This is a genomic window from Klugiella xanthotipulae (assembly GCF_006716695.1).
GTDB lineage: Bacteria > Actinomycetota > Actinomycetes > Actinomycetales > Microbacteriaceae > Klugiella > Klugiella xanthotipulae.
Genome location: NZ_VFPN01000002.1, coordinates 623,480 through 644,999 on the forward strand (window position 1 = coordinate 623,480; position 21,520 = coordinate 644,999).

The 21,520-nt window shown below is 65.3% G+C and carries 19 protein-coding genes; 7 read left to right on the plus strand and 12 right to left on the minus strand.

Going from position 1 to position 21,520, the window contains the following annotated elements:
• Positions 1 to 306: 306 nt before the first annotated feature.
• From FB466_RS13735 to FB466_RS08800, 3 genes are all read right to left on the minus strand, one after another.
• The gene (locus FB466_RS13735) at positions 307 to 2,919 is read right to left on the minus strand and encodes a helix-turn-helix transcriptional regulator (protein WP_141917685.1); all 2,613 of its coding nucleotides are present in this window, start codon (positions 2,917 to 2,919) and stop codon (positions 307 to 309) included.
• Positions 2,920 to 3,009: 90 nt separating this feature from the next.
• The gene (locus FB466_RS08795) at positions 3,010 to 4,152 is read right to left on the minus strand and encodes an alpha/beta hydrolase (RefSeq protein WP_141917687.1); all 1,143 of its coding nucleotides are present in this window, start codon (positions 4,150 to 4,152) and stop codon (positions 3,010 to 3,012) included.
• A 91-nt stretch (positions 4,153 to 4,243) separates the two neighbouring features.
• Positions 4,244 to 4,423 (minus strand): hypothetical protein, encoded by a 180-nt coding sequence (locus FB466_RS08800; RefSeq protein ID WP_141917688.1) that lies wholly within the window; start codon positions 4,421 to 4,423, stop codon positions 4,244 to 4,246.
• Positions 4,424 to 4,496: 73 nt separating this feature from the next.
• Between FB466_RS08800 and FB466_RS08805 the strand changes: the two genes are divergently transcribed.
• Positions 4,497 to 5,719 (plus strand): IS3 family transposase gene (locus tag FB466_RS08805; protein ID WP_141917690.1). Its coding sequence is split into 2 segments (ribosomal slippage): positions 4,497 to 4,782 and positions 4,782 to 5,719, totalling 1,224 coding nucleotides; the frame shifts between segments, so codons are not numbered across the junction.
• Positions 5,720 to 6,032: 313 nt separating this feature from the next.
• Here the strand turns inward: FB466_RS08805 and FB466_RS08810 are convergent.
• The 4 genes from FB466_RS08810 to FB466_RS08825 all read right to left on the minus strand — a co-directional run bounded on the left by FB466_RS08810 (position 6,033) and on the right by FB466_RS08825 (position 9,662).
• On the minus strand, positions 6,033 to 6,317 hold the full coding sequence (locus tag FB466_RS08810) for a pyrophosphorylase (protein WP_141915348.1): 285 nt from the start codon (positions 6,315 to 6,317) through the stop codon (positions 6,033 to 6,035).
• 283 nt (positions 6,318 to 6,600) lie between these two features.
• On the minus strand, positions 6,601 to 7,473 hold the full coding sequence (locus FB466_RS08815) for an HNH endonuclease family protein (protein ID WP_141917692.1): 873 nt from the start codon (positions 7,471 to 7,473) through the stop codon (positions 6,601 to 6,603).
• A 172-nt stretch (positions 7,474 to 7,645) separates the two neighbouring features.
• Entirely contained in the window at positions 7,646 to 8,422 is a 777-nt protein-coding gene (locus tag FB466_RS08820) for a lipase (RefSeq protein WP_141917693.1), read from the minus strand.
• A gap of 766 nt (positions 8,423 to 9,188) precedes the next feature.
• Positions 9,189 to 9,662: a MarR family winged helix-turn-helix transcriptional regulator gene (locus FB466_RS08825; RefSeq protein WP_141917694.1), complete on the minus strand. Its 474-nt coding sequence runs from the start codon at positions 9,660 to 9,662 to the stop codon at positions 9,189 to 9,191.
• 75 nt (positions 9,663 to 9,737) lie between these two features.
• On the opposite strand from FB466_RS08825, the gene FB466_RS08830 reads away from it, so the two are divergent.
• The gene (locus FB466_RS08830) at positions 9,738 to 11,795 is read left to right on the plus strand and encodes an MMPL family transporter (RefSeq protein WP_141917696.1); all 2,058 of its coding nucleotides are present in this window, start codon (positions 9,738 to 9,740) and stop codon (positions 11,793 to 11,795) included.
• Positions 11,796 to 11,859: 64 nt separating this feature from the next.
• Here FB466_RS08830 and FB466_RS08835 read toward each other — a convergent pair whose 3' ends face one another.
• Complete coding sequence (locus FB466_RS08835) at positions 11,860 to 12,540, minus strand: lipase (protein ID WP_141917697.1); 681 nt, start codon at positions 12,538 to 12,540, stop codon at positions 11,860 to 11,862.
• Positions 12,541 to 12,818: 278 nt separating this feature from the next.
• A complete protein-coding gene (locus FB466_RS08840; RefSeq protein ID WP_141917699.1) occupies positions 12,819 to 13,223 on the minus strand; it encodes a hypothetical protein in 405 nt (134 codons plus the stop codon).
• Between the two features lie 179 nt (positions 13,224 to 13,402).
• Here FB466_RS08840 and murJ point away from each other — a divergent pair, with 179 nt between their 5' ends.
• The gene (murJ, locus tag FB466_RS08845) at positions 13,403 to 15,040 is read left to right on the plus strand and encodes a murein biosynthesis integral membrane protein MurJ (RefSeq protein WP_170206089.1); all 1,638 of its coding nucleotides are present in this window, start codon (positions 13,403 to 13,405) and stop codon (positions 15,038 to 15,040) included.
• Between the two features lie 39 nt (positions 15,041 to 15,079).
• Positions 15,080 to 15,589, plus strand: a complete 510-nt coding sequence (locus tag FB466_RS08850) for a hypothetical protein (RefSeq protein WP_141917703.1) — start codon at positions 15,080 to 15,082, stop codon at positions 15,587 to 15,589.
• On the opposite strand, the gene FB466_RS08855 is transcribed toward FB466_RS08850, so the two are convergent.
• On the minus strand, positions 15,577 to 16,035 hold the full coding sequence (locus tag FB466_RS08855; RefSeq protein WP_141917705.1) for a WapI family immunity protein: 459 nt from the start codon (positions 16,033 to 16,035) through the stop codon (positions 15,577 to 15,579). The two genes, FB466_RS08850 and FB466_RS08855, sit on opposite strands and share 13 nt — an antisense overlap.
• Before the next feature lie 283 nt (positions 16,036 to 16,318).
• Here FB466_RS08855 and FB466_RS08860 point away from each other — a divergent pair, with 283 nt between their 5' ends.
• Together FB466_RS08860 and FB466_RS08865 are read left to right on the plus strand one after the other, a co-directional pair.
• Positions 16,319 to 17,056 carry an NADPH-dependent F420 reductase gene (locus tag FB466_RS08860; protein WP_141917707.1) on the plus strand — a complete coding sequence of 246 codons (738 nt, stop codon included), beginning with the start codon at positions 16,319 to 16,321 and terminating at the stop codon, positions 17,054 to 17,056.
• Entirely contained in the window at positions 17,053 to 17,496 is a 444-nt protein-coding gene (locus FB466_RS08865) for a MarR family winged helix-turn-helix transcriptional regulator (RefSeq protein WP_141917708.1), read from the plus strand. Before FB466_RS08860 ends, FB466_RS08865 begins: the two co-directional genes overlap by 4 nt.
• Positions 17,497 to 17,658: 162 nt before the next feature.
• Here the strand turns inward: FB466_RS08865 and FB466_RS08870 are convergent, their stop codons facing one another.
• The gene (locus FB466_RS08870; RefSeq protein WP_141917710.1) at positions 17,659 to 18,243 is read right to left on the minus strand and encodes a DinB family protein; all 585 of its coding nucleotides are present in this window, start codon (positions 18,241 to 18,243) and stop codon (positions 17,659 to 17,661) included.
• Positions 18,244 to 18,339: 96 nt separating this feature from the next.
• Positions 18,340 to 19,599 (minus strand): acyl-CoA dehydrogenase family protein, encoded by a 1,260-nt coding sequence (locus FB466_RS08875; RefSeq protein ID WP_141917711.1) that lies wholly within the window; start codon positions 19,597 to 19,599, stop codon positions 18,340 to 18,342.
• Between the two features lie 259 nt (positions 19,600 to 19,858).
• Between FB466_RS08875 and FB466_RS08880 the strand changes: the two genes are divergently transcribed.
• The gene (locus FB466_RS08880) at positions 19,859 to 21,511 is read left to right on the plus strand and encodes a long-chain-fatty-acid--CoA ligase (RefSeq protein WP_141917713.1); all 1,653 of its coding nucleotides are present in this window, start codon (positions 19,859 to 19,861) and stop codon (positions 21,509 to 21,511) included.
• Positions 21,512 to 21,520 lie beyond the last annotated feature (9 nt).

Below are 21,520 nucleotides of genomic sequence, written 5' to 3' on the forward strand. Positions count from 1 at the left end.
CGCGGGGGCTGGCAGCCCCCCAGCGCTGACGAAACGAATCGCCTACCCCACAGTGGATACAGCCATCACTCTTTCCCCCTCCTCAGACGCCCGTCACCCACCCCGACCGACGGCCCCTCCTCACGCCCGGTGTGTGGCCAAAAATCCCGGGCAGGACAAGCGTCGTGTACGCCCACTCACATGTGAGCGCGGAGAACGGGTGATGCGATGCGTCACTCCTCAGACAATCACCGCGGTGCGGTGTATACCGGAGCGGAGCACTAACAGGGGCTAATTAACCCGCCTTTTAACCCGATGCCGTCTTAGTTATGCGGTGGGGGTCGGTGGCCCCGGGAAGAAATACCCGGACTCCGCGGCCGCCCGTACCGCCTCTTCGCGGGAGGACACGCCAAACTTGCGGTACAGGGTGCGCAGTTGCGCCTTCACCGTGTTGGCGGAGACCGAGAGCCGGGCCGCGATCACGGGCAGGGAGTCCCCGCTGGGCAACTCGCGCAACAGAACCGTTTCGCGCGCGGTCAGCGGCACCGCCCGGTGGACGATGGGGAAGAGGTCGTCCGGCGGGTCGCTGCGCAGGAAGGAGTCCACGAACTCGCGGGCGGCACCGGTCACAACCTCCCGCAGGGCGAGCAGGTCGCGCCGCGGCAGCATCAGCGGGGCCAGCCAGCCCTCCACCACGAGCGCGGTCTCGAGTGCCGATGTGGCGGCATCCACCGCAACCTCGACGTGGCCCAGGCGCAGGGCCGCCGCCGCGTAGATGATCCGCGCCAGGGCAGACGCGCGCAGGTTCGTGGCCGACGCCGTGCGGTCAATCGTCTCGGCGAGCGTGGCCATGGCCTTTTCGGGCTGGTCGCCAACCAGCTGGCTGAGACCCCGAAACGCCACGATGAGCGGGCCGGGGGCCGGGAGGTCGCTGAGCTGGCGCTGGGCACCGGCGACGTGACCCTCCGAGAGGAGGGCCATCGCCCGTATCCCCAGCAACCCGCTGAGGATGCTCGGCGAGGTCTTCGGATGCGCACCGGGCACGAGCGCCGCGTCGATGCTGGCGAGGGCGCGGGCCGGGGCACCAATGGAGAGGTCAATCCAGGCATCCACCGCGCAGAAGTAGGCCCAGTGCTCGGCCCTGCCAAGGTGGGCGCGCACACTATCCAGCTCGGCACGCGCCGCCGCCGGCTCACCGACCCCGAGCCGGTCGAGGGCACGCGTTATGCGGTACAGTTCCGCCGAGTTACCGTGGGTCAGCTCGTCGGACGGACCCGCCGCCTCCGTCTGGGCCAGCAGGGTGCGGGCTCGTCGCATATCGCCGCGGAAGGCCAGGATGCCCATGAGTAGCGAGACGCTCCCAAACATCACCCTGGGGAACCGGGGCTCGGCGTACACGAGGGACAGTTCACACCCCGCGATGGCCTGGCTGTAGTCGGCGTTATAGAAAAGGGAGGTAGCACAGATCTGCACCAGCAGCGGCAGGCTGGCACCCATCTCGTAGCGCTGCTTCTTACCGATGCGGGGGGCCACCTGGACCGCACGCCGGGCACGCTGGGCAGCCTGGGAGAAATTGCCAACAGTACGGTGGGCGAGGGAGGCGAGAGCCAGCCACCAGACGGCCTCGACGGGGTCGTCATCCTGCTCACGCCGGTCCAGCGCGGCGAGCGCTTTCGTGAGCAGAAAGGCGGCGCGTGAGCGGTGACCCTGGGCGGTGAGGGCCACGCCCATCACCACGAGCAGGGTGGGGAATCCGGAGAGGTCGGCGCTCGGTACCGCGTTGAGGAGGTGCAGAAACTCCGCGGCCAGGGCGTCGTCCAGGTGGGCCCAGGATTCCCGCACCACGCGCGAGGCAAAGAGGTAGTCGTGCTCGGCGAGCGCGTTTTCGAGGGCGAGGGTGTAGCGCCCCGCCGCGAGCGCCCAGCGCGCCAGGTCGTGGTGCACGTGCAACAGTTCGGGAGCTATTCGCAGCGCAGCCTGCCGCTGGAGCGCGGCTCGGACCTCCGGGAAGAGGGAGAAGATGGGCCCCTCGGGGCTACCCGCCCACGCACCCACCGCGTCCAGTGCGGCCCGGTCGAGAAATTCCTGCGCACGATCGGTTTCACCGAGCAGGCTGCCCAGCGCCGTCGTCACCCGAGGTGCCGGGGAGACGCGCATCAGGAACGTCACCATGTCGGAGAGTTCTGGGTCGGCGAGGAAGTATTCGAGGAGCAGGTCGGAGACCTCCTCCATCGAGGGGATGACCGCGTTCCCCTCCGCGCCGGATCGTTTCAGCCCGACGCCCACGAGTCGGGCGGCGAGCGGGAGGCGGCAGAGCCGGAGGTCGAGCCCGTCAGGAACGGGCCGCCCGGTCATCCCCCGCAGCACGAGGCCCGCCTCCTCCGGGGTCAGGAAGAGGTCGGCCGACTCAATGTAGGCCACATCAACGAGGGCCTCCACGGCCAGGCCACTCAGCTGCCGCGGTGAACGGGTCGCCACGACAACGCGCAGGCGGCGGAAGCGTTCCAGCAGGGTGAGGATGTCGGCGTCACTCGCCGGGTCGCTCGCCGACGAGTAGTGGTCGATCACGATGGTGAGCGGCTCAGCCAGTGCCTCCAGGGCCTGGACGAGGATGCACAACTGCTTCTCTACCGACCCGGCGGCCGCCAGTCCCCGCAGCCATCCCCGGGGGTCATCGATGAAGGGAAGCCGGGACAGGTGCTCACCGATCCGGGTGAGGAGTTCGGTGCGCGAGATGGCCCGACGCCCCAACTCCACGTACAGGTAGCGGGCGGTGTGGGCGGCCCGCTCGGCGAGCCACTGTGCAAGCAGGGTCGATTTGCCCGCTCCGCCGCCCGCCCGCAACACGGTGAGCGGAAGTTCCGCATTGAGCAGGGCGTTGAGGCGGGGCCGGAGGATGGCGTCCCGGGGCACGCGGGGCAACGGCAAAGAGTCCGACATATGGCCTCCCCTCCCCACAATGGGGATGCCACACGTCCCCCTGTTCTCGATCTTACCGGCGCGTCGGCGGGGGCCGCACCAATTCGACGGTTACGCCGTCACCCGCACCAGAAATGCGACCGTCCGGGCCAGTGTGGTGTGGGCCGCGGCGAGGTCAAGCTGGAACGGGAAGCCGTGCGCGAGCCCCGGATCCTCCTCATCCGAGAAGAAAACGGCTGTGACGGGCACCCCCAGGTCGGCCAGTTTCTGGGCAAAGGGGCGGGACTGCTGCCGGGTGAGGGCGTCCGCATTGCCGCCCGCAATGAACGTTTCAGGGAACCCGGCTGTGACGGCGTGAATCGTGGACATCTGCCGACCAACCGGCGACTGGGCCCACTCCCTGGTGCCCGTGTAAGCCCACAACCCGGTGGCGAACCCCCAGCCCTCGGCCCCCTCCAGGTCGCCCAGAGCGTCGAGGTCGTACACCCCGCCGTCAAGGATGATGCCGCGCAGCTGATACGCGGCCACCGTCGGCACGATACCGAGGTCGGCCGCGTAGCCCGGGTTGGTGGTCAGGGCTGCCACCTGGCTGGCCAGCTGGGCCCCCGCAGAATCCCCGGCGAGCACCATCCGGTCCGGGTCGATGCCCAGCTCGGTGGCGTGCGCACTCACGTAGCCGAGGGCGTTGTTCACCTGGGTGACCGCATCCGGGTAGCGCGCCTCGGGTGCCAGCGAATAATCAACGCTCACGGTCGCGTATCCGTAGGCGGCCAGGATGCGCAGATACGGTGCCACATCGGCTTTGCTGCCCGAGGCCCAGGTCCCGCCGTGGACCCACACGACCACGGGCAGCGGCCCCCCGGCCTCTTCCGGGGTGTACAGGTCGAGTGTAACCGCGTCGTTGACGCCGTCGTAGGGGATATTGAGCCGCTCAGCCACGCCCGTGCCGGGGGCGTAGGCCGCCATCTCGGCAACGGCCTCCGCAGCCCCCCGCTCGCGAAGCTCCCGAACGATAAGCACCGACGGCGTGGGCGTGATGAGGGTGGCGGCGAGACCGGACGTAGCGGCGACGGCGACGGCCGCGACAATCACCCGCCGCGGGCGGCGGTACCACGGTCGCGGCCGGGCGGGCGGCATCAGCGCAACCCCGGCATCCGTGTTGTACGCATCATGGTCGCGGCCCCCACCCCGTCGGTTGCTGGTGGTGCGGCCCACAACACGGGCTCGCACCGACCGGTAGTGTGCTGTCAGCATAGTCGCTGGGGCGCGACGACGCACCTGTTTTTATGCCTGACCGGGCCGGAACCTCAATCACCCCCGAAACAGGTGTGACGGCAACGCCGGGTTAGTCGTCCTCAGCGTCCTCACGCAGCATCTTGATCCAGGTGATGACGCCCCACACGATGCCCGCGACACCAATGATGCCGGTGACGATGCTCAGCCAGAGCGGGTCGAGCGTGGCGAGGAATCGCTGGATGCCCGAGCGGCGCCCTCTGGCGTTCGCATCGGCGAATTCCCCCCACATCGGCGTCTGACACACGATAGCAACTGGTTTGGCCTGGGTTTAGTTCCGTACTTTCAACAAGGATAGGAACACCATGGCAAACAAATATGAACCAGAATTCCGTGAACGCGCGCTGCGTATGCTCACCGAAGCGCTCCCCGAGCATACGAGCCTCAACGCAGCCAGCAACCAGGTCGGCAAGCTCCTCGGTGTCTCACCAGACACGCTGCGTATCTGGCATCGTCAAACGCTGATCGATACTGGCCAAAAACCCGGCGTGACCACTGATATGAACGAGGAGAACCGGCGACTGCGCCGCGAAGTCGCTGAACTCAAGAAAGCAAACGAAGTCTTGCGAGCTGCGAGCATATTTTTCGCCAAGGAACTCGACCCGCCACGAACGAAATGATCCAATTCATCGATACCTATCGTGATCGTTTCGGGGTTGAGTTCCTGTGCCGTGTGCTGGGCTCGGCAATTCGTGGGTTTCTGACGTCCCGAGGATATCGGGCAGCGAAACACAGACTCCCGTCGGTCAGGAAACTACGCGACGAGATTCTCGTCACCGAGATCCGTCAACTCCACAAACAGCACTACAGCGTCTACGGGCGCCGCAAGATGCACGCCCTCCTCACCAGAGCAGGGTGGGTCATCGGACGCGACCAAACCGAGCGTCTGATGAAAATCGCCGGAGTGCGTGGGGTACGTCGTTCGAAGAGAGCCTTCACAACAACGAGTGACGTCAGGGATCAGCTGCCGGGTGATCTCGTCGAACGCCAGTTCGTGGCCGACGGGCCAATGAAGTTGTTGGTGTGTGACATCACTTACGTTGCTACGTGGGCTGGGTTCGCATACACCGCGTTCATTATTGATGTCTTTGATCGTAAGATCGTTGGCTGGAACGTTGCCTCAACACTGAAAGCTGAGATACTGCCGCTGCAGGCGCTTGAGATGGCGGCCTGGCAATCAGGTGGAACGCTCGACGGGGCCGTGCATCACAGCGACCACGGATCGAACTACATGTCGATGGTCTACTCCAACCGCGTCAGAGAACTGGGGGCGATTCCTTCAACGGGGACCGTAGGTGACAGCTACGATAATGCCCTGGCCGAGTCAGTGAACGCGCTCTACAAAGCAGAACTCATCCGCATGCGTGGCCCCTGGAAAACAGTTGAGGAAGTCGAACTCGCCACCCTGGAGTATGTGTGGTGGTGGAACAATGAGCGCCTCCACGGCGAGCTAGGCAGGCGAACCCCGGTCGAGGTTGAGACGGCGTACTATGCTGAGGCGCAGTCACTCGTGACAACCGTCGAGTGATGAACAAAATAGTCGGAACTAAACCCAGGCCAAACCAGTAGCCCCGGAAATCCTGCTGCGCCGTCCGCACGTAGCTGGCACGCGAACTCCGCTGATTATCAATGGCGTTCACAAGATTACTGATCGCAGTTTTCAGCGAATCCGCTGCACTATACGAGTACCCCGTGGGGTCGTTACCACCGATCTTTGCCATGCGTCACATCTCTCAACTATTCGGGCAGCGAGAAATTGAATCCCACACACACCATCTGATTACCGCTAAAAACGACAGTGGCCGCGCCTCGCCAGTGACGAGACGCGGCCGATGAAAGACTTACGCTCCGCCGCCACCGGCGCTGAAGATATCCTGCGAGATCTTATCCAGCTGCGTGCGAAGCTGCTCCAGTTCGGTCTTCGCCTTATCCAGCGCCGCCTTCGTCTCAGGCCACGTCGAGCCGCGGAACGTGGACGCCAACGGACCATCCCACACATTCTGGTCCGACAGAATGCGCCCCTGAGCATCCAACTGCGAAATCTGGTCCGTAAAACCACCATTCACAATCGACTGAATCTGACGGATAGCGGTCTTCGCCTGCTCGGTAGACAATACGCGTGACATCAATAAACCTCCAACATCGGGGGAAGAGCCCCACGAACAAGACGTCCGAGAAGCCGTTAGAGGAAAGATTAGTCAGAGAAATGAGAGATACAAAAACGACGAGATGAGCACAAAGAATATCTCGGGAAAAACATAATTCAATTTGTACGTCTAGCCTGGGGAAAATACCCCTGTCGAGCTCACCTGAACACATCCCGAAAGAAAATTACCCTCAAAAACTTTTTATGCAGAATTAGTGTGAAAGATCAGGTGAATTCACAACAAAGCGGATACTCGCGCAGCCTCAGAAAGTCTCCCCACAGCTCGACAGGAACATGGAACGGAGCGCTCGCCGATCATCCGAGGGCAGCGATAGGCGGTACTCCGCCACCGCGTTGGTGAACAGCGCCGCATACTCGCACACCCCCTCGGGGTTGGGCGGCGACCAGGCAGCCGGACCGTCATCGCTTTTGCGGGTGTTCTCGCCCGCCTCCTCCGCCTTGAGGTGGATGGGGTCGTTGGCAAACCCGATACGCGCATCACGGCTCCAGGCATCCGCACCATTTTTCCAGGCCCAGGACAGCGCCACAACGTGGTCAATATGGATCACATCGCCCACCTTCCCGGGCTCCCCCGTGACCCTCTCGCCCCGGTACATGCTGTACAGCGAGCCCGAGAGAACCCGGCAGCCGTGCGTATTGGGGACGAGCCGCACATCCGTAAGATCGCGCCGCAGCACGTCGTTGCGGGTGTCGCAGCCGTTGTGGTCGGTGTCCACCCAGCCGTCGCCAAACTGGGCCGCCCGGTCGTAGGCCACCCCGGTGCTCCGGCCGGTGGGGGCAGGGATGCCGTCGAGGGCGTCGAGGGCGGCCCGCGTATCCACCCGCACACCGCCATCGGTTGCGTGTGCCAGGCCGGAGGCCAGCAGGATGTCGGCACTCGCCGCGGTCAGCTGACCCGAGCTGGCGGAACGCACCGGAGAGTCAGCGCTCTCGACCTCGCTGTTCCCAGGGCGGTGAGCGTCTGCCCCCGGAAAGGCGACAATGCCCTCACGCTCAAGATATTGAAGCGTGCACAGGGTCACGAGGACGAACGCCACCACCAGGCCAGCCAGGCGCGCGCGTCGCGCTGTCCGGGCCCGGGCAGCGCGCGTCGCGGCGTTTTTTGACGTACTCATCGGGGTATCCTTCGGCGGGGCCTGCGCCGACGGCTGGCTCGGATAACCAGGTCGCGTTGTGAGGCCGGGTCACGCCATCGAGTGTACGGGAGGGGTGTGACATCGAGCCGGGACGAGCGGGCACAGCGGGGAGCTGAACCTGGGGACCGAACCGGCTAGAACACCCCCACGCTTAGAAGCGCCAGACCACGGCGTCAAAGCCGCTCGGCGGGCTGGGCGTCCAGTGATCGTTTGCGCTGACCAGGCCGGAACCAGCCGGGTTGTTCTGCTCCACCATCTGAAAGCTGCCGTCGCTGTTGACACCCGTAATGAGCAGGGTGTGCACCCCGATCGCCCAGGAGTTCGGCGCACTCCGAAGCGTGTACTGGATGACGTCTCCGGGGGTCGCCGCCGCGAGATCCACACGCGTGGCCCCCACATAGTTGGCCACGGGACTGCCGGAGCCCGTCCAGGCCCCGCCGCCGGCGAGAATCCACCGCTTAGCACCGGCGATACACTCACCCGGCATGCTCCAGCCGGTGGGTCGGCTCGTGCCGACCTCCGCATACGCGGCGGCAATCGTTGCCGCCACATCGAAGTGGTGACCGTTGTTCAGGTCGGCCGGGTCGGTCACCGTGGCGATATCCACCAGGGCCACATCAAAGGTCTCCAGATCAAGCGTTATCGGCTCGGGCACCTCGGGGATATCGAGCGACTGTTTGGTTACGCTGATGTCGTCCAGGAAGCCCGGGTCAACGAGCGAACCTTCACCCGCTCCGGTGAGTGAGCCGTAGGCAAACGTAACGGTCTCCTCATCGGCGGCCCAGGCTCCCGTCGGAGCGAGGGGCGTTGCGGCACATGAGAATGCGAGCAGCGAGAAGAGTCCGAGCGCCACATTCTTGCGGGTCGGACGGAGACGGCGCGCGTCGGCAGTAAGCCGCGCGGCAGCCAGCGATGTGATGCGAGTCAAAATGAGTTCCCCTTGTACTCTGCCCCTGAGCGGAGCGTCGCCACGCGGTAGCGCGGCCGTCATTGCGTTAGTATCTCGGCACACATGAGTCGTGTCGGTGGCCGAGCGGTCGGCCATTAGAAGCTCGTGGGAGGGACACCATCAGTGTCACCGAGCGGTACTCACACCCCTATGAGTACGGTTTAAGTGTAATTCCTGATCGAGGCCCGGAACTGGCAGTCCCGTTAGAGGTCTATGCATATCCCCTGAGTACGCACACTCCCCGCATACCGGGCAACGAGACAGGGCCGTCGGTCACCTCTGTCGCACAGAGTAACCAACGGCCCTGGGTCGGATGCTGAGTAGTGAAAAATTCAGACATCCAACATCCCGCTTCTTCGGGATATCGGGGTCCGGGTGGCGGACTTGGGGTTCCAGCCATCCGGGGGTGCCTCATTAGGGTAAGGCGGGGTTCGGGTGGCGGACTTGGGGTTCCGACCACCCGATGCTCTGCCTCATTGGGGTAAGGCAGAACAAGCGGTGACGGGCTGTGTTTGGGACACGGTGCCCGTCGTTGCTTGATTAAAAGATTAGTAAAATCCCCGGTTCGGGGGATAAAAAAGCCGCAGTTCCCGTGCCGGGTGAGCGGTGTTTCCGTGTGCTCCCCCGGCGGGTGCGTACCCCCGCGGATACGCGTGCGTGCCCACGAATACGGCTTCGGTGTTCGGCCTACGGCAGCGCCAGCCGCGATACCCGATGGACCAGCACGTTCTCGCCCGGCGAACGGTCAATCGCCCAGGCGATCAACCTTTTCCTGGTACCGATCCGTCACCCGCAACAGGTAACGCGTAATCGTCGCCTGCTGCTCGGGCTCAAACTCGTCGAGCACTCCATCTACCGCAAAGATCATGGGCATCAGCACACTCATGGTGCGTTGGCGAGAGTCGGGGGTGGCCGAGATCAACACGCCGCGGCGGTCCAGGGGATTGGGCTGGCGCGAGACGTGACCCATGGCACTCAGCCGATCCACCGCTATCGTGACCGAGGCGGCACTGATACCGAGTCGGCGCGCAATATCACCCGGGCTGAGCGGGCCGTCCTGAATGAGGTGCTCCATGGCCTCCAGGTCGGTCAGGTTGATACCGAGTTCACGGGCCAGCCCCCGCTCAAACTCGCTGCTCAGTTCAACCAGGCGATGCAGATGCTGGCTCGCGGGGCGCACGCGTGCGGGAGGACGCTCCCCTCCGGGGTCTATTTGCATAACATCCACTTTATCGCTAATTTAGTTAGCCTAACTAGTGAATACTTCACTGCACAATTGTGACCAGAGGGCGGAATGAAAAAGATCACCGAATTTGTGACGGGTAAACGGACATCATGGATAGTCCTGGCGGCGGCCTTCCTCGCCATCGCCGCGGTCTTCTCCCTGGGGTCAGGGAGCAGTGGCGAAAGCTCACCGGGCGTCGGGCTCCCCTCCTCAGCCGAGTCCCAAAAAGTCGCCGATCTGCAGGCAACGCTACCCGGGGCTGACTCAACCGCCGGAATCCTCGTCTTTAGCCGCGACGGTGACACCCTGACAGATGACGATATGGCCGCCATCTCCGACGCCTCCGCCCGCGTGGCTGACCTCGCCGAGGGCGGCATGGTTCCGCCCCCCACCGTCTCCGACGACACCACCGTAGCCCTCGTGGTGGTTCCTCTCGAGGTGGACGAGGATGTGGCAGCCCAGGCCGACCGAGCCACCGAGTTGCGCAACCTCGCCAATGAGGACCTCCCCCAGGGGCTCACCGCCAAACTCTCCGGACCGGAAGGGTTCGCCGTCGATATCGCCGCGGTCTTCAAGGGCGCTAACTTCACGCTGCTATTGACCACCGTCATTGTGGTCGCGGTGCTTCTCATCGTCACCTACCGCAGCCCGTGGTTGTGGCTCGTTCCTCTCGTGGTGGTTGGCACCGCCGACGGCGTATCGAGTATTGTTGCGACCCGTGTGGCCGCGCTCTTCGGCATCCAACTGGACGCCTCGGTCACCGGTATCCTCTCGGTACTCGTCTTCGGTGCCGGGACGAACTACGCCCTGCTACTGATCGCCCGCTACCGCGACGAACTGCGCATACACGAGGACCGCCGAGACGCGATGGCACGCGCGCTACACGGGGCTGGCCCCGCCATTATCGCGAGCGGTAGCACCGTGGTACTCAGCCTGCTCACCCTGCTCTTCGCGGAACTCACCGGCAACCGCGCGCTCGGCATCGCCTGCGCCACGGGTGTCGTCGTCGCGATGCTCTTCGCCCTGCTGGTGCTGCCCGCCGCTCTCGTCCTTTTCGGCCGCGGTCTCTTCTGGCCCTACGTACCGCGCTTCGGCTCCGAGGGAACCATGCACCGCGGCGTGTGGTTCCGCCTCGGCACGGGCGTCTCCCGCCGACCAATCGTGGTTGCCATCGTGGGCGTCGCCGTCCTGGGCGGGCTGATGCTGGGCGTGCCGAACATCCAGACCGGCCTCTCACAGTCGGAGCAGTTCACCTCAGTGCCGGAGGCCGTGGTCGGGCAGAACATTATTGCCGACGCGTTCCCGGGCGGCAGCGGCTCCCCCGCCACCGTCATCACCAAGACGGCGAAGGTTGACGAGACGATCGCGGCCGCCACGCAGGTAGACGGGGTCGCCTCCGCCACCGCCGGCGAAAGCGCCGGCAGCATCACCGCGATCACGGTGGTGCTCGACGCCGAGGCCGAAACCGCCGAGGCCCTCGACACCGTCGCGGCGCTCCGCACAGCCGTGCACCAGGTCTCGGGAGCCGAGGCTCTCGTGGGGGGGCTCGACGCGCAAACCCTCGATGTCAACGCCGCGCAAACACACGATCAGGACCTGGTGATCCCGCTCATCCTCGCTCTTGTCTTTGTGGTACTCGTGGTGCTGCTGCGCGCACTGGTGGCCCCCGTACTACTGCTGCTCACGGTGGTTGCGTCGTTCTTTGCGAGCCTCGGGGCCAGCTGGCTGTTGTTCCAGTCGGTCTTCGATTTTCCCGCGATCGACACCAACGTCATCCTGTTCAGTTTCCTCTTCCTCGTGGCGCTCGGGGTGGACTACAACATCTTCCTCGTCACGCGGGCGCGGGAGGAGGCCAACGCGCACGGCACACGCGCCGGTATGATCCGTGCCCTCGCCGCGACGGGCGGCGTGATCACCAGCGCCGGTATCCTGCTCGCCGCGGTGTTTGCGGTGCTCGGCGTACTGCCGCTCATTACGCTCACCCAGATCGGCATCATCGTCTGCATCGGCGTGCTGCTCGACACCCTGCTCGTGCGCACCGTCATCGTACCGGCCCTCGCGTTCATCGCGGGAGATAAGTTCTGGTGGCCACGCCGGATTCACCCCGGTGACACCGTCGCAGAGTAGCCGAAACGGGGCGGGGTGGATGCTGAGAGCCAGCATCCACCCCGCCCCCGTTAACCGCCGAAACCTAGAAGCGCCAGGCCACAGGCTCAAGCCCGGAGCGGGCCTGAGGGGTCCACTTATCGTTAGCACTGACCAGACCGGAACCTGCCGGGTTATTCTGCTCCACGATGCGGTAGGTGCCATCACCGTTCACCCCCGTGATCAGGACGGTGTGCACACCCGTCGCCCAGATCGTGGGCGCGTTCACGTAGGTGTACTGGATAATATCGCCGGGGGCAGCATCAGCCATCGCCACCCGGGTGGCCCCCTCATAGTTGGCCACAGGGTCACCGGAGCCGGTCCAGGCTCCGCCGCCGGCCAGAATCCACCGCTTAGCTCCGGCGATACACTCGCCCGGCATACTCCATCCGGTACGCATGACGAGGCCCACCTCGGCGTAGGCGGCGGCAATCGTTTTCTCCACGGTGAAGTTGTGACCAACCGGAGTCGAGGTGATGCCACCAACGGCAATCGTGAAACCCTCCAGGTCGAGCTTCTCAGCCCCGGGAGCACCGGGCACCGCAAGGGTCTGACGAACCGAGGCCACCCCGATCCCCGAGACGACAGCACTCATGGAGGCGGCCGCTGCCCGGCCTTCACCGCCGTCTTCGGCCCAGGCCCCCGAAGCGTAGAGCGGAGTTGCCGCGAGCGAGAATGCGAGGAGGGAGACTGCGCCAAGCGTCTGGTTCCTGCGGGAAACCGTCACAGTGTGCCCCCCTCACCGCGGTGGAAGGCGGCGGGAGCCGCCGGAGGAATGGGTCGGAACACGGCCCTGATTGTTATCATCACTCGAATAGCTTTCTCTCGGGTCCTGCCGCGTCGGGACGCATCCGCGTCGGGGCGGGCAGGCTCGGTAGGGGATCATCGCGCGGTGCACTGTGGGCACCGCGCGGGCGGGGTTCCGCGCACTCGCCAGGAGGGGCCACACGCAGCCGGGAAGGATAGGGGTCCTCCCGGATGCGCGTGACCACGCGGAACACCGCCCTATGTCCGACTGATCGAAAGCTCCTGCGGGGAGCGAGCCTGCGCCGGGATGCCGAGCTCGGGTGGAAGAACCGGGTCTACGCTCCGCGTAACGAGTGTCACGGCGGATGGTTCGGCGAGCACCCGAATCAGCGCGGGTTTGGTGGTCGGGGGTGCGCACACCACGGTGGTAGGTTCCCCCGCGTTGGCGCAGGGATGCCCACCGTCGGCACCGTCGGCATCGTCCGAGATACTCGCACCGGTCGCCGCGTTCGCACCAGTCGCCGCTGCCGGGAGGATATGGGCACCCAGCATCCCCACCACGAGCGCCAGCAACACGGTCAGCCCGGGCAGGGTGCGCACGAGCAACCGCCGAGGGGGTACGGCCGCACGGCCTCCGCGGGCAGAACTTGTGGTGGTAGACACGCGTTCAACCCTAGTTTGCCCGCGCGGGGAGCGGCTGGCAGTATCCTCCGAAAACCATACTCGAACCCTGCGCCGCCTTCACTTGGTACGCTCAATGGCGGGGTTCACACGAGGGGGTGTGCGGCATCCCGATGGAAGCCGCCCCGTCCAGCCCCTCCACCAAGCGAAAGCGACACCACGTGAGTTCAGCCCCAGACGCCCGCATCGACAACCACGGGCGCGCAACCCTGTGGCTCGCCTCGGGCACCGTCATCTCGCGGGTAACCGGTTTTCTCAGCGCCATCATCCTGGCCCGCACAATCGGCACGGTGGGGCTCGGTGCCGACGCGTTTACGGTGGCCAACTCGCTCCCCAACAACATCTACATCCTGATCGCGGGCGGCGTGCTCAACGCCGTACTCGTCCCCCAGATCGTGCGCGCGGCGCGCGCGCCCGACGGCGGCCTCTCCTACATCAACAAGCTCGTCACCCTCGCCATCGTCATGCTCGGCGGAGCCACCGTTATTCTCACAGCCGCCGTCCCACTCGTGGTCGCGATCTACGGCGTGAGCTATATCGGCACACCCATCATTACCCTCGCCATCGCGTTCGGGCTCTGGTGTATGCCGCAGATTTTCTTCTACGGCCTCTACACCGTGCTGGGCGAGGTGCTCAATGCTCGCAAGATGTTTGGCCCGTTCACCTGGGCACCCATCATCAACAACGTGGTCGCCATCGGCGGCATGTTTGTCTTCATGGCCCTGTTTGGGGCCGACCCATCCGGCACCATGGAGGCGGGTATGTGGGGCCCAGCCCAGGTCGCCGTACTCGCGGGCAGCGCCACCCTCGGAGTGCTTGGCCAGGCGCTCGTGCTCACCCTGTTCTGGCGGCGCGCGGGGCTCTCCTTTAAGTTCGACTTCAACTGGCGGGGCGTGGGTCTGCGCTCGGCGGGGCGTGCCTCCACGGGCGTGCTCGGCATCATGATCGCCGGTCAGATCGCGTTCATCATCACCACCAACGTGATGCTGGGGGCGGATATCGGGGATGCCTCGGTCAATGTACTCAAGCTGTCCTGGCTCGTCTTTGTTCTCCCCCACTCGATCATCACGGTGTCAATTACCACGGCGCACTTTACGACGATGAGCCAGCACGCCATCTCGGCCGACCTTCCAGCAGTGCAGCGCGACTTTTCGGAGATCGTGCGCACCGTCGCCCTTCCCCTCGTCTTGGCGATGTGCGGGGTGATGGTGCTCTCAATGCCGCTCGCCCGGCTTTTTGCCGAGAATCGAGAACAGGCCGGTGCGCTCGCGCTCGTGATCGTGGGCCAGATGGCCTGGCTCATCTTCTACACGCTCATCTTTGTCGCCCAGCGCACGTTCTACGCACTGGGCAACGCACGCGCGCCGCTCATCTTCTTTACGGGGCAGTACGCCCTTCAATCGGTCTTCTCCGTGATCGCGGGGCTCACCGTCCCCAGCCACTACCTGGCGTTTGCCCTCGCCCTCGCGCAGGGGATCGCCATGATGCTCACGGCTCCGTTTGCGCTGTACTGGCTGGGCAAGAAGCTGGGCGTGGGACTCGACGGGCGACGCGTATCCCGCACTCTTCTCGCCTGTCTGGGGGCCGGGGCCGGGGCGAGCCTGGTGGGTTGGCTCCTGACGACCGGAATGGGGGCCAACGCGGAGGTCGGGTTTGGTGCCACCACCCAGGGTTCGGTGGTCACGATGGTGGTGGTTGGGCTGGTGATGTCTACCCTCTACCTCACGATCCTCTGGCTGCTCCGGCTGCCGGAGTTGCGCACCATGGCGGAACCGGTACTGAAACGGCTGCGCGCCTAACCCTTTACCCCGGGGGGCCTGCGACCGTACAGTTAGTGTATGAATTTATGGGGGAACACCCAACGACTGAGACGGGGCACCCGGTTGGGCGGGATTCTCGCCGCCACAACCATTCTGCTGGGTACGGCAGCCACGCCCGCCTTTGCCGCGCGTGCCCACACTGACGTACAACAGACCGTCGCGATCACGACCACCACAAAGCCGCACCGGTTCACGATGTTCGCGGCCCGCACAACGTCTCATGTCACGGCAACCACACCCTCCGCCCTCCCGGTGGTGCCCGCCGAACGCACGTTCACCGCGGGCCGAAGCGCTCTCAACCGCCTATCGTCCACAACAGAGAGGTCGAGTGAGCGGCCCACCTACGGACCGCTGCGGGAGAAGGGCGCCACCCGCCAGAACATCGGCACCCGCAGGACTCCCCCCGAGTTGGTGAACGAGTTCAGCAACGATGCCGAGAGTCTTCTGATGTGGGCAACATTAGGCGCGCTGCTCGCAGCGGGGGGTGCGCTGCTGTTGAGCACCTGGCGGCGAAGCTACGCGGGCTGACCGAGGAGGGGAAACTCTCGGCTACACTCATCGAGCGAGTCAATGATCGCGGTGAGATCAGAGAGGCCCATCCCGTCGAGAGTGAAATAGAGACGGGTGTCAGAGCCGGGCGATTCGCTCGCTTGACCCTCCACGTGCAGAGCACCGTGCGGCTGACCCACCACGCGCAGATAAAAGTCCCCGTCGAGGGAGTTCAGTTCGGCCGCACCGGAGAGGGCCCTGTCGATCTCGGCGAGGGCCGTGCGAAACAGGGCCAACCCATCGGCGGAGACGACCGTGTTGAGGCACCCCCGAATACTCCCCACCTGAATCTCCACGGTGGCGCGGAGGAAAGTGACGGCCGGGTCGGTACCGGGGGGAGAGGTCCGACCGTTTACGCCCACGGTCACCTGGCTTCCGCCACGATCCCCCAACCGAACCTCTGGAAATTTTTGTCCCTGACCCATAGGCCCATTATGAGCGAGCGGACATGGGCGGATACTGACAACGCGCGCAAACCCGCGGGATTCGGGTGCTAACCCACCAGTTCAACGTAGGGTTTTCCCCCGCACATTCACCTGCGCACCGTTCGACCCTGCCACCCGGAGCCACCCGCAGCCATTCAGGTTGACACGTCACCCATTGTGTGAGATTGTTGACGCGTCAACTAAAAATTGATAGTTCCACGTGGAACCGCAGGATGTTTCGACATCACGCCCACACCCCCTTCCGTCACACGAAAGGCACACCATGACCGCCCGCACCCCCGCACACACCACCATCGGCATCCTGGGTGCCGGACGCGTGGGGACAGCCGTGGCCCGACAGGCGCTGGCCGCGGGCTATCCGGTGCTCCTCTCGGCATCCGGCCCAGCCGAGGACATCCAGCTGATTGTGGATGTCGTGGCACCGGGCGCACGCGCCGTCACTGCTGAGGAGGCCGCAGCCTCAGCCGACCTGGTGGTCGCCGCTATCCCGTTGCACAAGTTCCGCACCCTGCCGCGCGAGGCGCTGGCCGGAAAGATCGTCATTGACGCGATGAACCACTGGGGCCCCGTTGACGGCCCCCTCACCGAGTACGACGAGGACCCGCGCTCCACAAGCGAGATCGTTCAGGAGTTCCTGGATCGCTCACGGCTGGTAAAAACCCTCAACCACATCGGCTACCACGAACTGGAAGAGGACGGCCGACCGGCCGGATCCCCCGCGCGGCGCGCGCTCGCCCACGCGAGCGATAACGCCGAAGCCAGCGAACGTGTGGCCGAGTTTCTGGACGCCCTCGGCTACGACCCCGTATCCGCCGGGCCCCTGCGCGCTGGCCAGGCATTTGCACCCGGCACGCCCATCTTCGCGGGCAGCTTCACCGCACCCGAACTCGCCTCGGCACTCGAGGACGCGCGGGTCGCCACCGAGGTTGCCACCGAGGTCGCTGCGCTCCCGACTGCGGGCGACACCACGGCAGACCGCTCCTATACACTGACCGCATGAGTTCTGCGGATGTTACCCACGCCTGGGGTGCCTTCCAGCGGATGCGCACCCAGCTTGCGGGTCGGATCTACCGTGAGCTTGCCCGCTCAACGGGCCTCTCCGAGCCCGATTTCGAGGTTCTCTTTACCCTCGATGCCGAGCCGGACAAAACCCTCCGCTCGATCGACCTGCGCTGCGCACTCGACTGGGAAAAAAGTCGCCTCTCGCACCAGCTGCGCCGCATGACGGAACGCGGCCTCGTGACCCGCGAGACTTGCACAACCGATGGACGCTCCACCATCATCGTGCTCACCGCCGCAGGCATCGAGACCATCACCGCCGCCCGGAGCTGCCACGAGGCCGCCGTCTCCCGCTACTTTGGCGAGGTCCTCAACACCGAGCAACTCGCCGCCATCAACCAAATCGCGACCCTCGTTCTCGACCGACTCGCCACCGACTAACTCACCACCGACCACTCACCACCGGTCCCGCCTCACCCTCCCGACCATCACCCCACGGGTGACTTTTCCTCACAGATCGACGTTTATTTGGCTACCTTTTAGCCAAAACTCACCCGGAATCGCTCCGGGAGGAGAGAGCGAGGGGAATGATGGGCGGGGTGCCTATTTTTGCTCAGCGGATTGCCGGGCGGCGGCCTCCAGGCGGTCGAAGAACGCGGCGCGCTGCTGCACCGTGCGCTGCGGGATGTTGGGGTCGGCAGGGCCGTTCCCCACAGCCCCGTCGAGCATCTCGCGTAGGATATCCGCGTGGCCGGAGTGCCGGGCCGTTTCGACCGCCACATGCACCAGAATCTGCTGCAGGGTGACGCGTCGGCGCTCGGCCGACCACCAGGGCACCTCGCCAACGGCGTCAAGCGGCAGCATCCGAATGGTCTCATCGCTGTGCGCGGCCGAGAGGTGGTGCAGGTCGATGATGCTCTGACGAGACTCCTCGGGGGTGGCCCACATATCGGCATCAGCCTCGGCCCCCTCGGCGTGCCAGGGAAGCTCACGGCCGTGCGGTCGGTTGAAGACCTCGGCAAAGTACCCCAGCTGCACGCTCGCCACGTGTTTCACGAGGCCCAGCAGGTTGGTACCCGTTGCGGTCATCGGCCGCCGGATGCTGTACTCGTCCAAACCCTCCAGCTTGGCAAGCAGGCTGGCGCGCTGGGCCCGCAGCGAGCGGTGCAGGGTGTTTTTGTGATCCATCCTCCGATTATCCGCGGGAACGACCGCGGGGGCTAGAGCCGGTGCAGGTATCGCCGCGTTGAGGACTCAGCCGGTGAGACCGCAGAGCACTATCCCCTACCCCGTGAACGCCGAAATCCCGGTGATCTCACGCCCCAGCAGCAGCGCCTGCACCGTCTCGGTGCCCTCGTAGGTATGCAGCGACTCCACGTCGGCAAAATGCCGAATCACCCGGTTTTCGAGCAGGATGCCGTTACCACCCAGCAGGTCACGCGCGTTCGCCGCGATGGAGCGAGCGGCCCGCGTGGCCGTGTACTTACCCATCGCGGCCTGTGTACCACCCAGCTCTCCCGCCGCGTCGAGGCCGGTCAGCTGCATGAGCAGGGTTTGCAGGCCGGTGAGTTCGCTGAGCATCCGGGCCAGGCGCTCCTGCACAATCTGCGAGGCGGCGAGGGGCCGACCAAACTGGATGCGCTGGCTCGTGTAGTGCACCGCCGTCTCGTAACACGCGGTTGCATGACCGAGCGATGCCCAGGCCACGCCAAGCCGGGTGGCCTGGAGCACCCGGGAGGTGTCCTGAAAACTCTGGGCCCCCGGCAGCAGGGCCGACTCGGGTACACGCACACCGTTGTACTCGATGTGCGCCTGCCAGATGGCGCGCAGCGAACCCTTACCCGTGATCGTGGTCGCCGTGTATCCGGGCGCGTCCTGGGGCACGAGGTAGCCGTGCACCCGGTTGTCATCGCCGCGGGCCCACGTGACCGCAACATCCCCCACCGAGCCGTTGCCGATCCACTTCTTGTGGCCCGTGATAGCGTAGCCGCCGCTCACGGATGCCGCCCGCGTCTCCAGGCTGACCGAGTCGGAGCCGTGGGTCGGCTCGGTCAGCGCAAACGCCCCCAGCTTCTCGCCGCGGGCGAGCGGGGCCAGCCACTCGGCCTTCTGCTCCGCCGAGCCCAGCAGGGCAATACTGCGCAGGGCGAGCGCGCCCTGCACCCCGATAATGGTGCCAATTGAACCGTCACCACGGCTAATCTCGGCCTGCACGAGCCCCGCGGCGAGCGGGCTCATCGGGGCAAAACCGTCGACACTGATGCCGTCGCGCATGAGATCAAGCTGTCCGATGCGCCGGGCCAGGGTGAGGGGGTACTCGGCACGATCCCAGTGGCCGTCGATCACGGGCAGCACCTCGTCCTGCACAAAGCTGCGCGCGCGGTCACGGTATGCACGGTCATCGGCGGGGAGGTTGCGGAAGACTCCGGCCAGGTCGGGGTCGAGGGGCTCGGTCAGCTGGTACTCGGGCTCCTCGGTGCCCACCCCGGAGACGATGACGGGCACCGAGTTACGGACGGTCTCGGACGGTGTGGTCGTGCTCATCGGTGAACTCCTTGGGTAGGGACTGGGGGGGGTGGCAACGTAACTGGGGCGACCAGGAACCACGTCGGATGGCCACGGCGACGAGCGGATGCCCTCCCCGCAGACTCTCATGAGACTGAGTTCCATGTCAAGAAATTGAGTACCGCATATTCGCGGGTAAGTCCTTGACATCGTGTACCCCTGAGACGAAACTGAGTTCCTGCAGACGACATCGAGCGCCATTCGCGCCGGTCGCACCCCCAACAAAGGAGTTGAGCGTATGCTGCCCGTCACCCATCCCACGGATCCCACCACACAACCCGCATCTCCCCCAACAACACGCACACAGGCGACACCCCCTGAACGCGGGTACGCCACCCTCTCGGTCGCCGCGATCCTCGCAGAATCCGCCCGGACCTACGGTGACAAAGCCGCGCTGATCGTGGGCGAGGAGACCGTCAGCTACCGTGAGCTCTGGGACCAGACCCGTGCCTACGCCGGGGCTCTGCGTGCCCGCGGTATCGGACCGGGTAGCCGCGTGGCCGTCCTCATCCCCAACGTCGCCGACTTTGCCCGCGTCTACTACGCCACACTCGCACTCGGGGCGGTGGTGGTGCCCATTCACGCGCTGCTGCGCGCCGACGAGATCGAGTTTGCGCTACGCGACAGCGCGAGCATCCTGATCGTGATCGCGGCCCCGCTGCTCACCCACGGCGCACCGGGGGCCCGGCAGGCGGGCGTGCCCGTGCTCTCGGTACTCGAAGCGGGCGACACCGCCAGCAACCCCCGGTTGGAGGATGAGGCGGCCGCGGCCTCCCCCCTCGACACCTACGTATCCACACACCCGGGCGACACGGCCACCATCCTCTACACGAGTGGTACCACCGGCCAGCCCAAGGGGGCGGAGGGCAGCCACTTTTCGCTCATCGAGCAGGTCAATACGCTGCTGATGAGCACCTTCGATATGCGCTCAACCGACACCGTTCTGGGGGCGCTGCCGCTGTTCCACACATTTGGCCAGACCTGCGTACTCAACTGCGGACTGCGAGCCGGGGCCACCCTCGTGCTGCTGCCCAAGTTTGACGGGGAGACCGCGCTACGGGTGCTCAACGAGCGACGCGTGGACCTATTCTTCGGCGTACCCACCATGTACATCGCCCTGCTGGAGGCGGCCAAGAAGAACCCGGAACGGCCCCCGCTGCGCTACGCCGTCTCCGGCGGGGCGGCCATCCCGGTCGCCGTGATCGAGCGGTTTCGGGAGGTCTTTGGCAGCACCATCTACGAGGGCTACGGCCTCACCGAGAGCTCACCCGTGGCCACATTCAACCATGTGGGGGCCACGCCGCGAGCTGGCTCCATCGGCACCCCCATCTGGGGGGTTGACGTCGAGATTGCCCGCTCCGAGGTGGAGGACTCCATCGAGCTGCTCCCCCGCGGTGAACTGGGCGAGCTCATCATCCGCGGCCACAACCTCACAAAGGGCTACCTGAACCGGCCGGAGGCCACGGCCACCGCCATCGTTGACGGTTGGTTTCGCACGGGCGATCTGGGCACGAAAGACGAGGACGGATACCTGCACATCCTCGACCGCAAGAAAGACATGATCCTCCGCAACGGCTACAACATCTACCCGCGCGAGGTGGAGGAGGCGCTCAGCGGACATCCGGACGTGGTATCGGTTGCCGTATTTGGCATCCCCGACGAAGTGCACGGTCAGGAGGTCGCAGCCGCGATTGTGCGCGCCGAGGGCAGCCCGGTGAGCGAGGAGGAGCTTGTGGCCTACGCGCGCGAACTCATCGCCGCGTACAAGTACCCCCGGGTCGTGGAGTTTGTGGCCGCGCTGCCACTCAGCTCAAGCGGCAAGATCCTCAAGCGCGACCTGACCGACCGCTATGTGCAGCGCGGCGCGGCCGAAACCGGGGTGCCCGAGTAGTAGATTCTC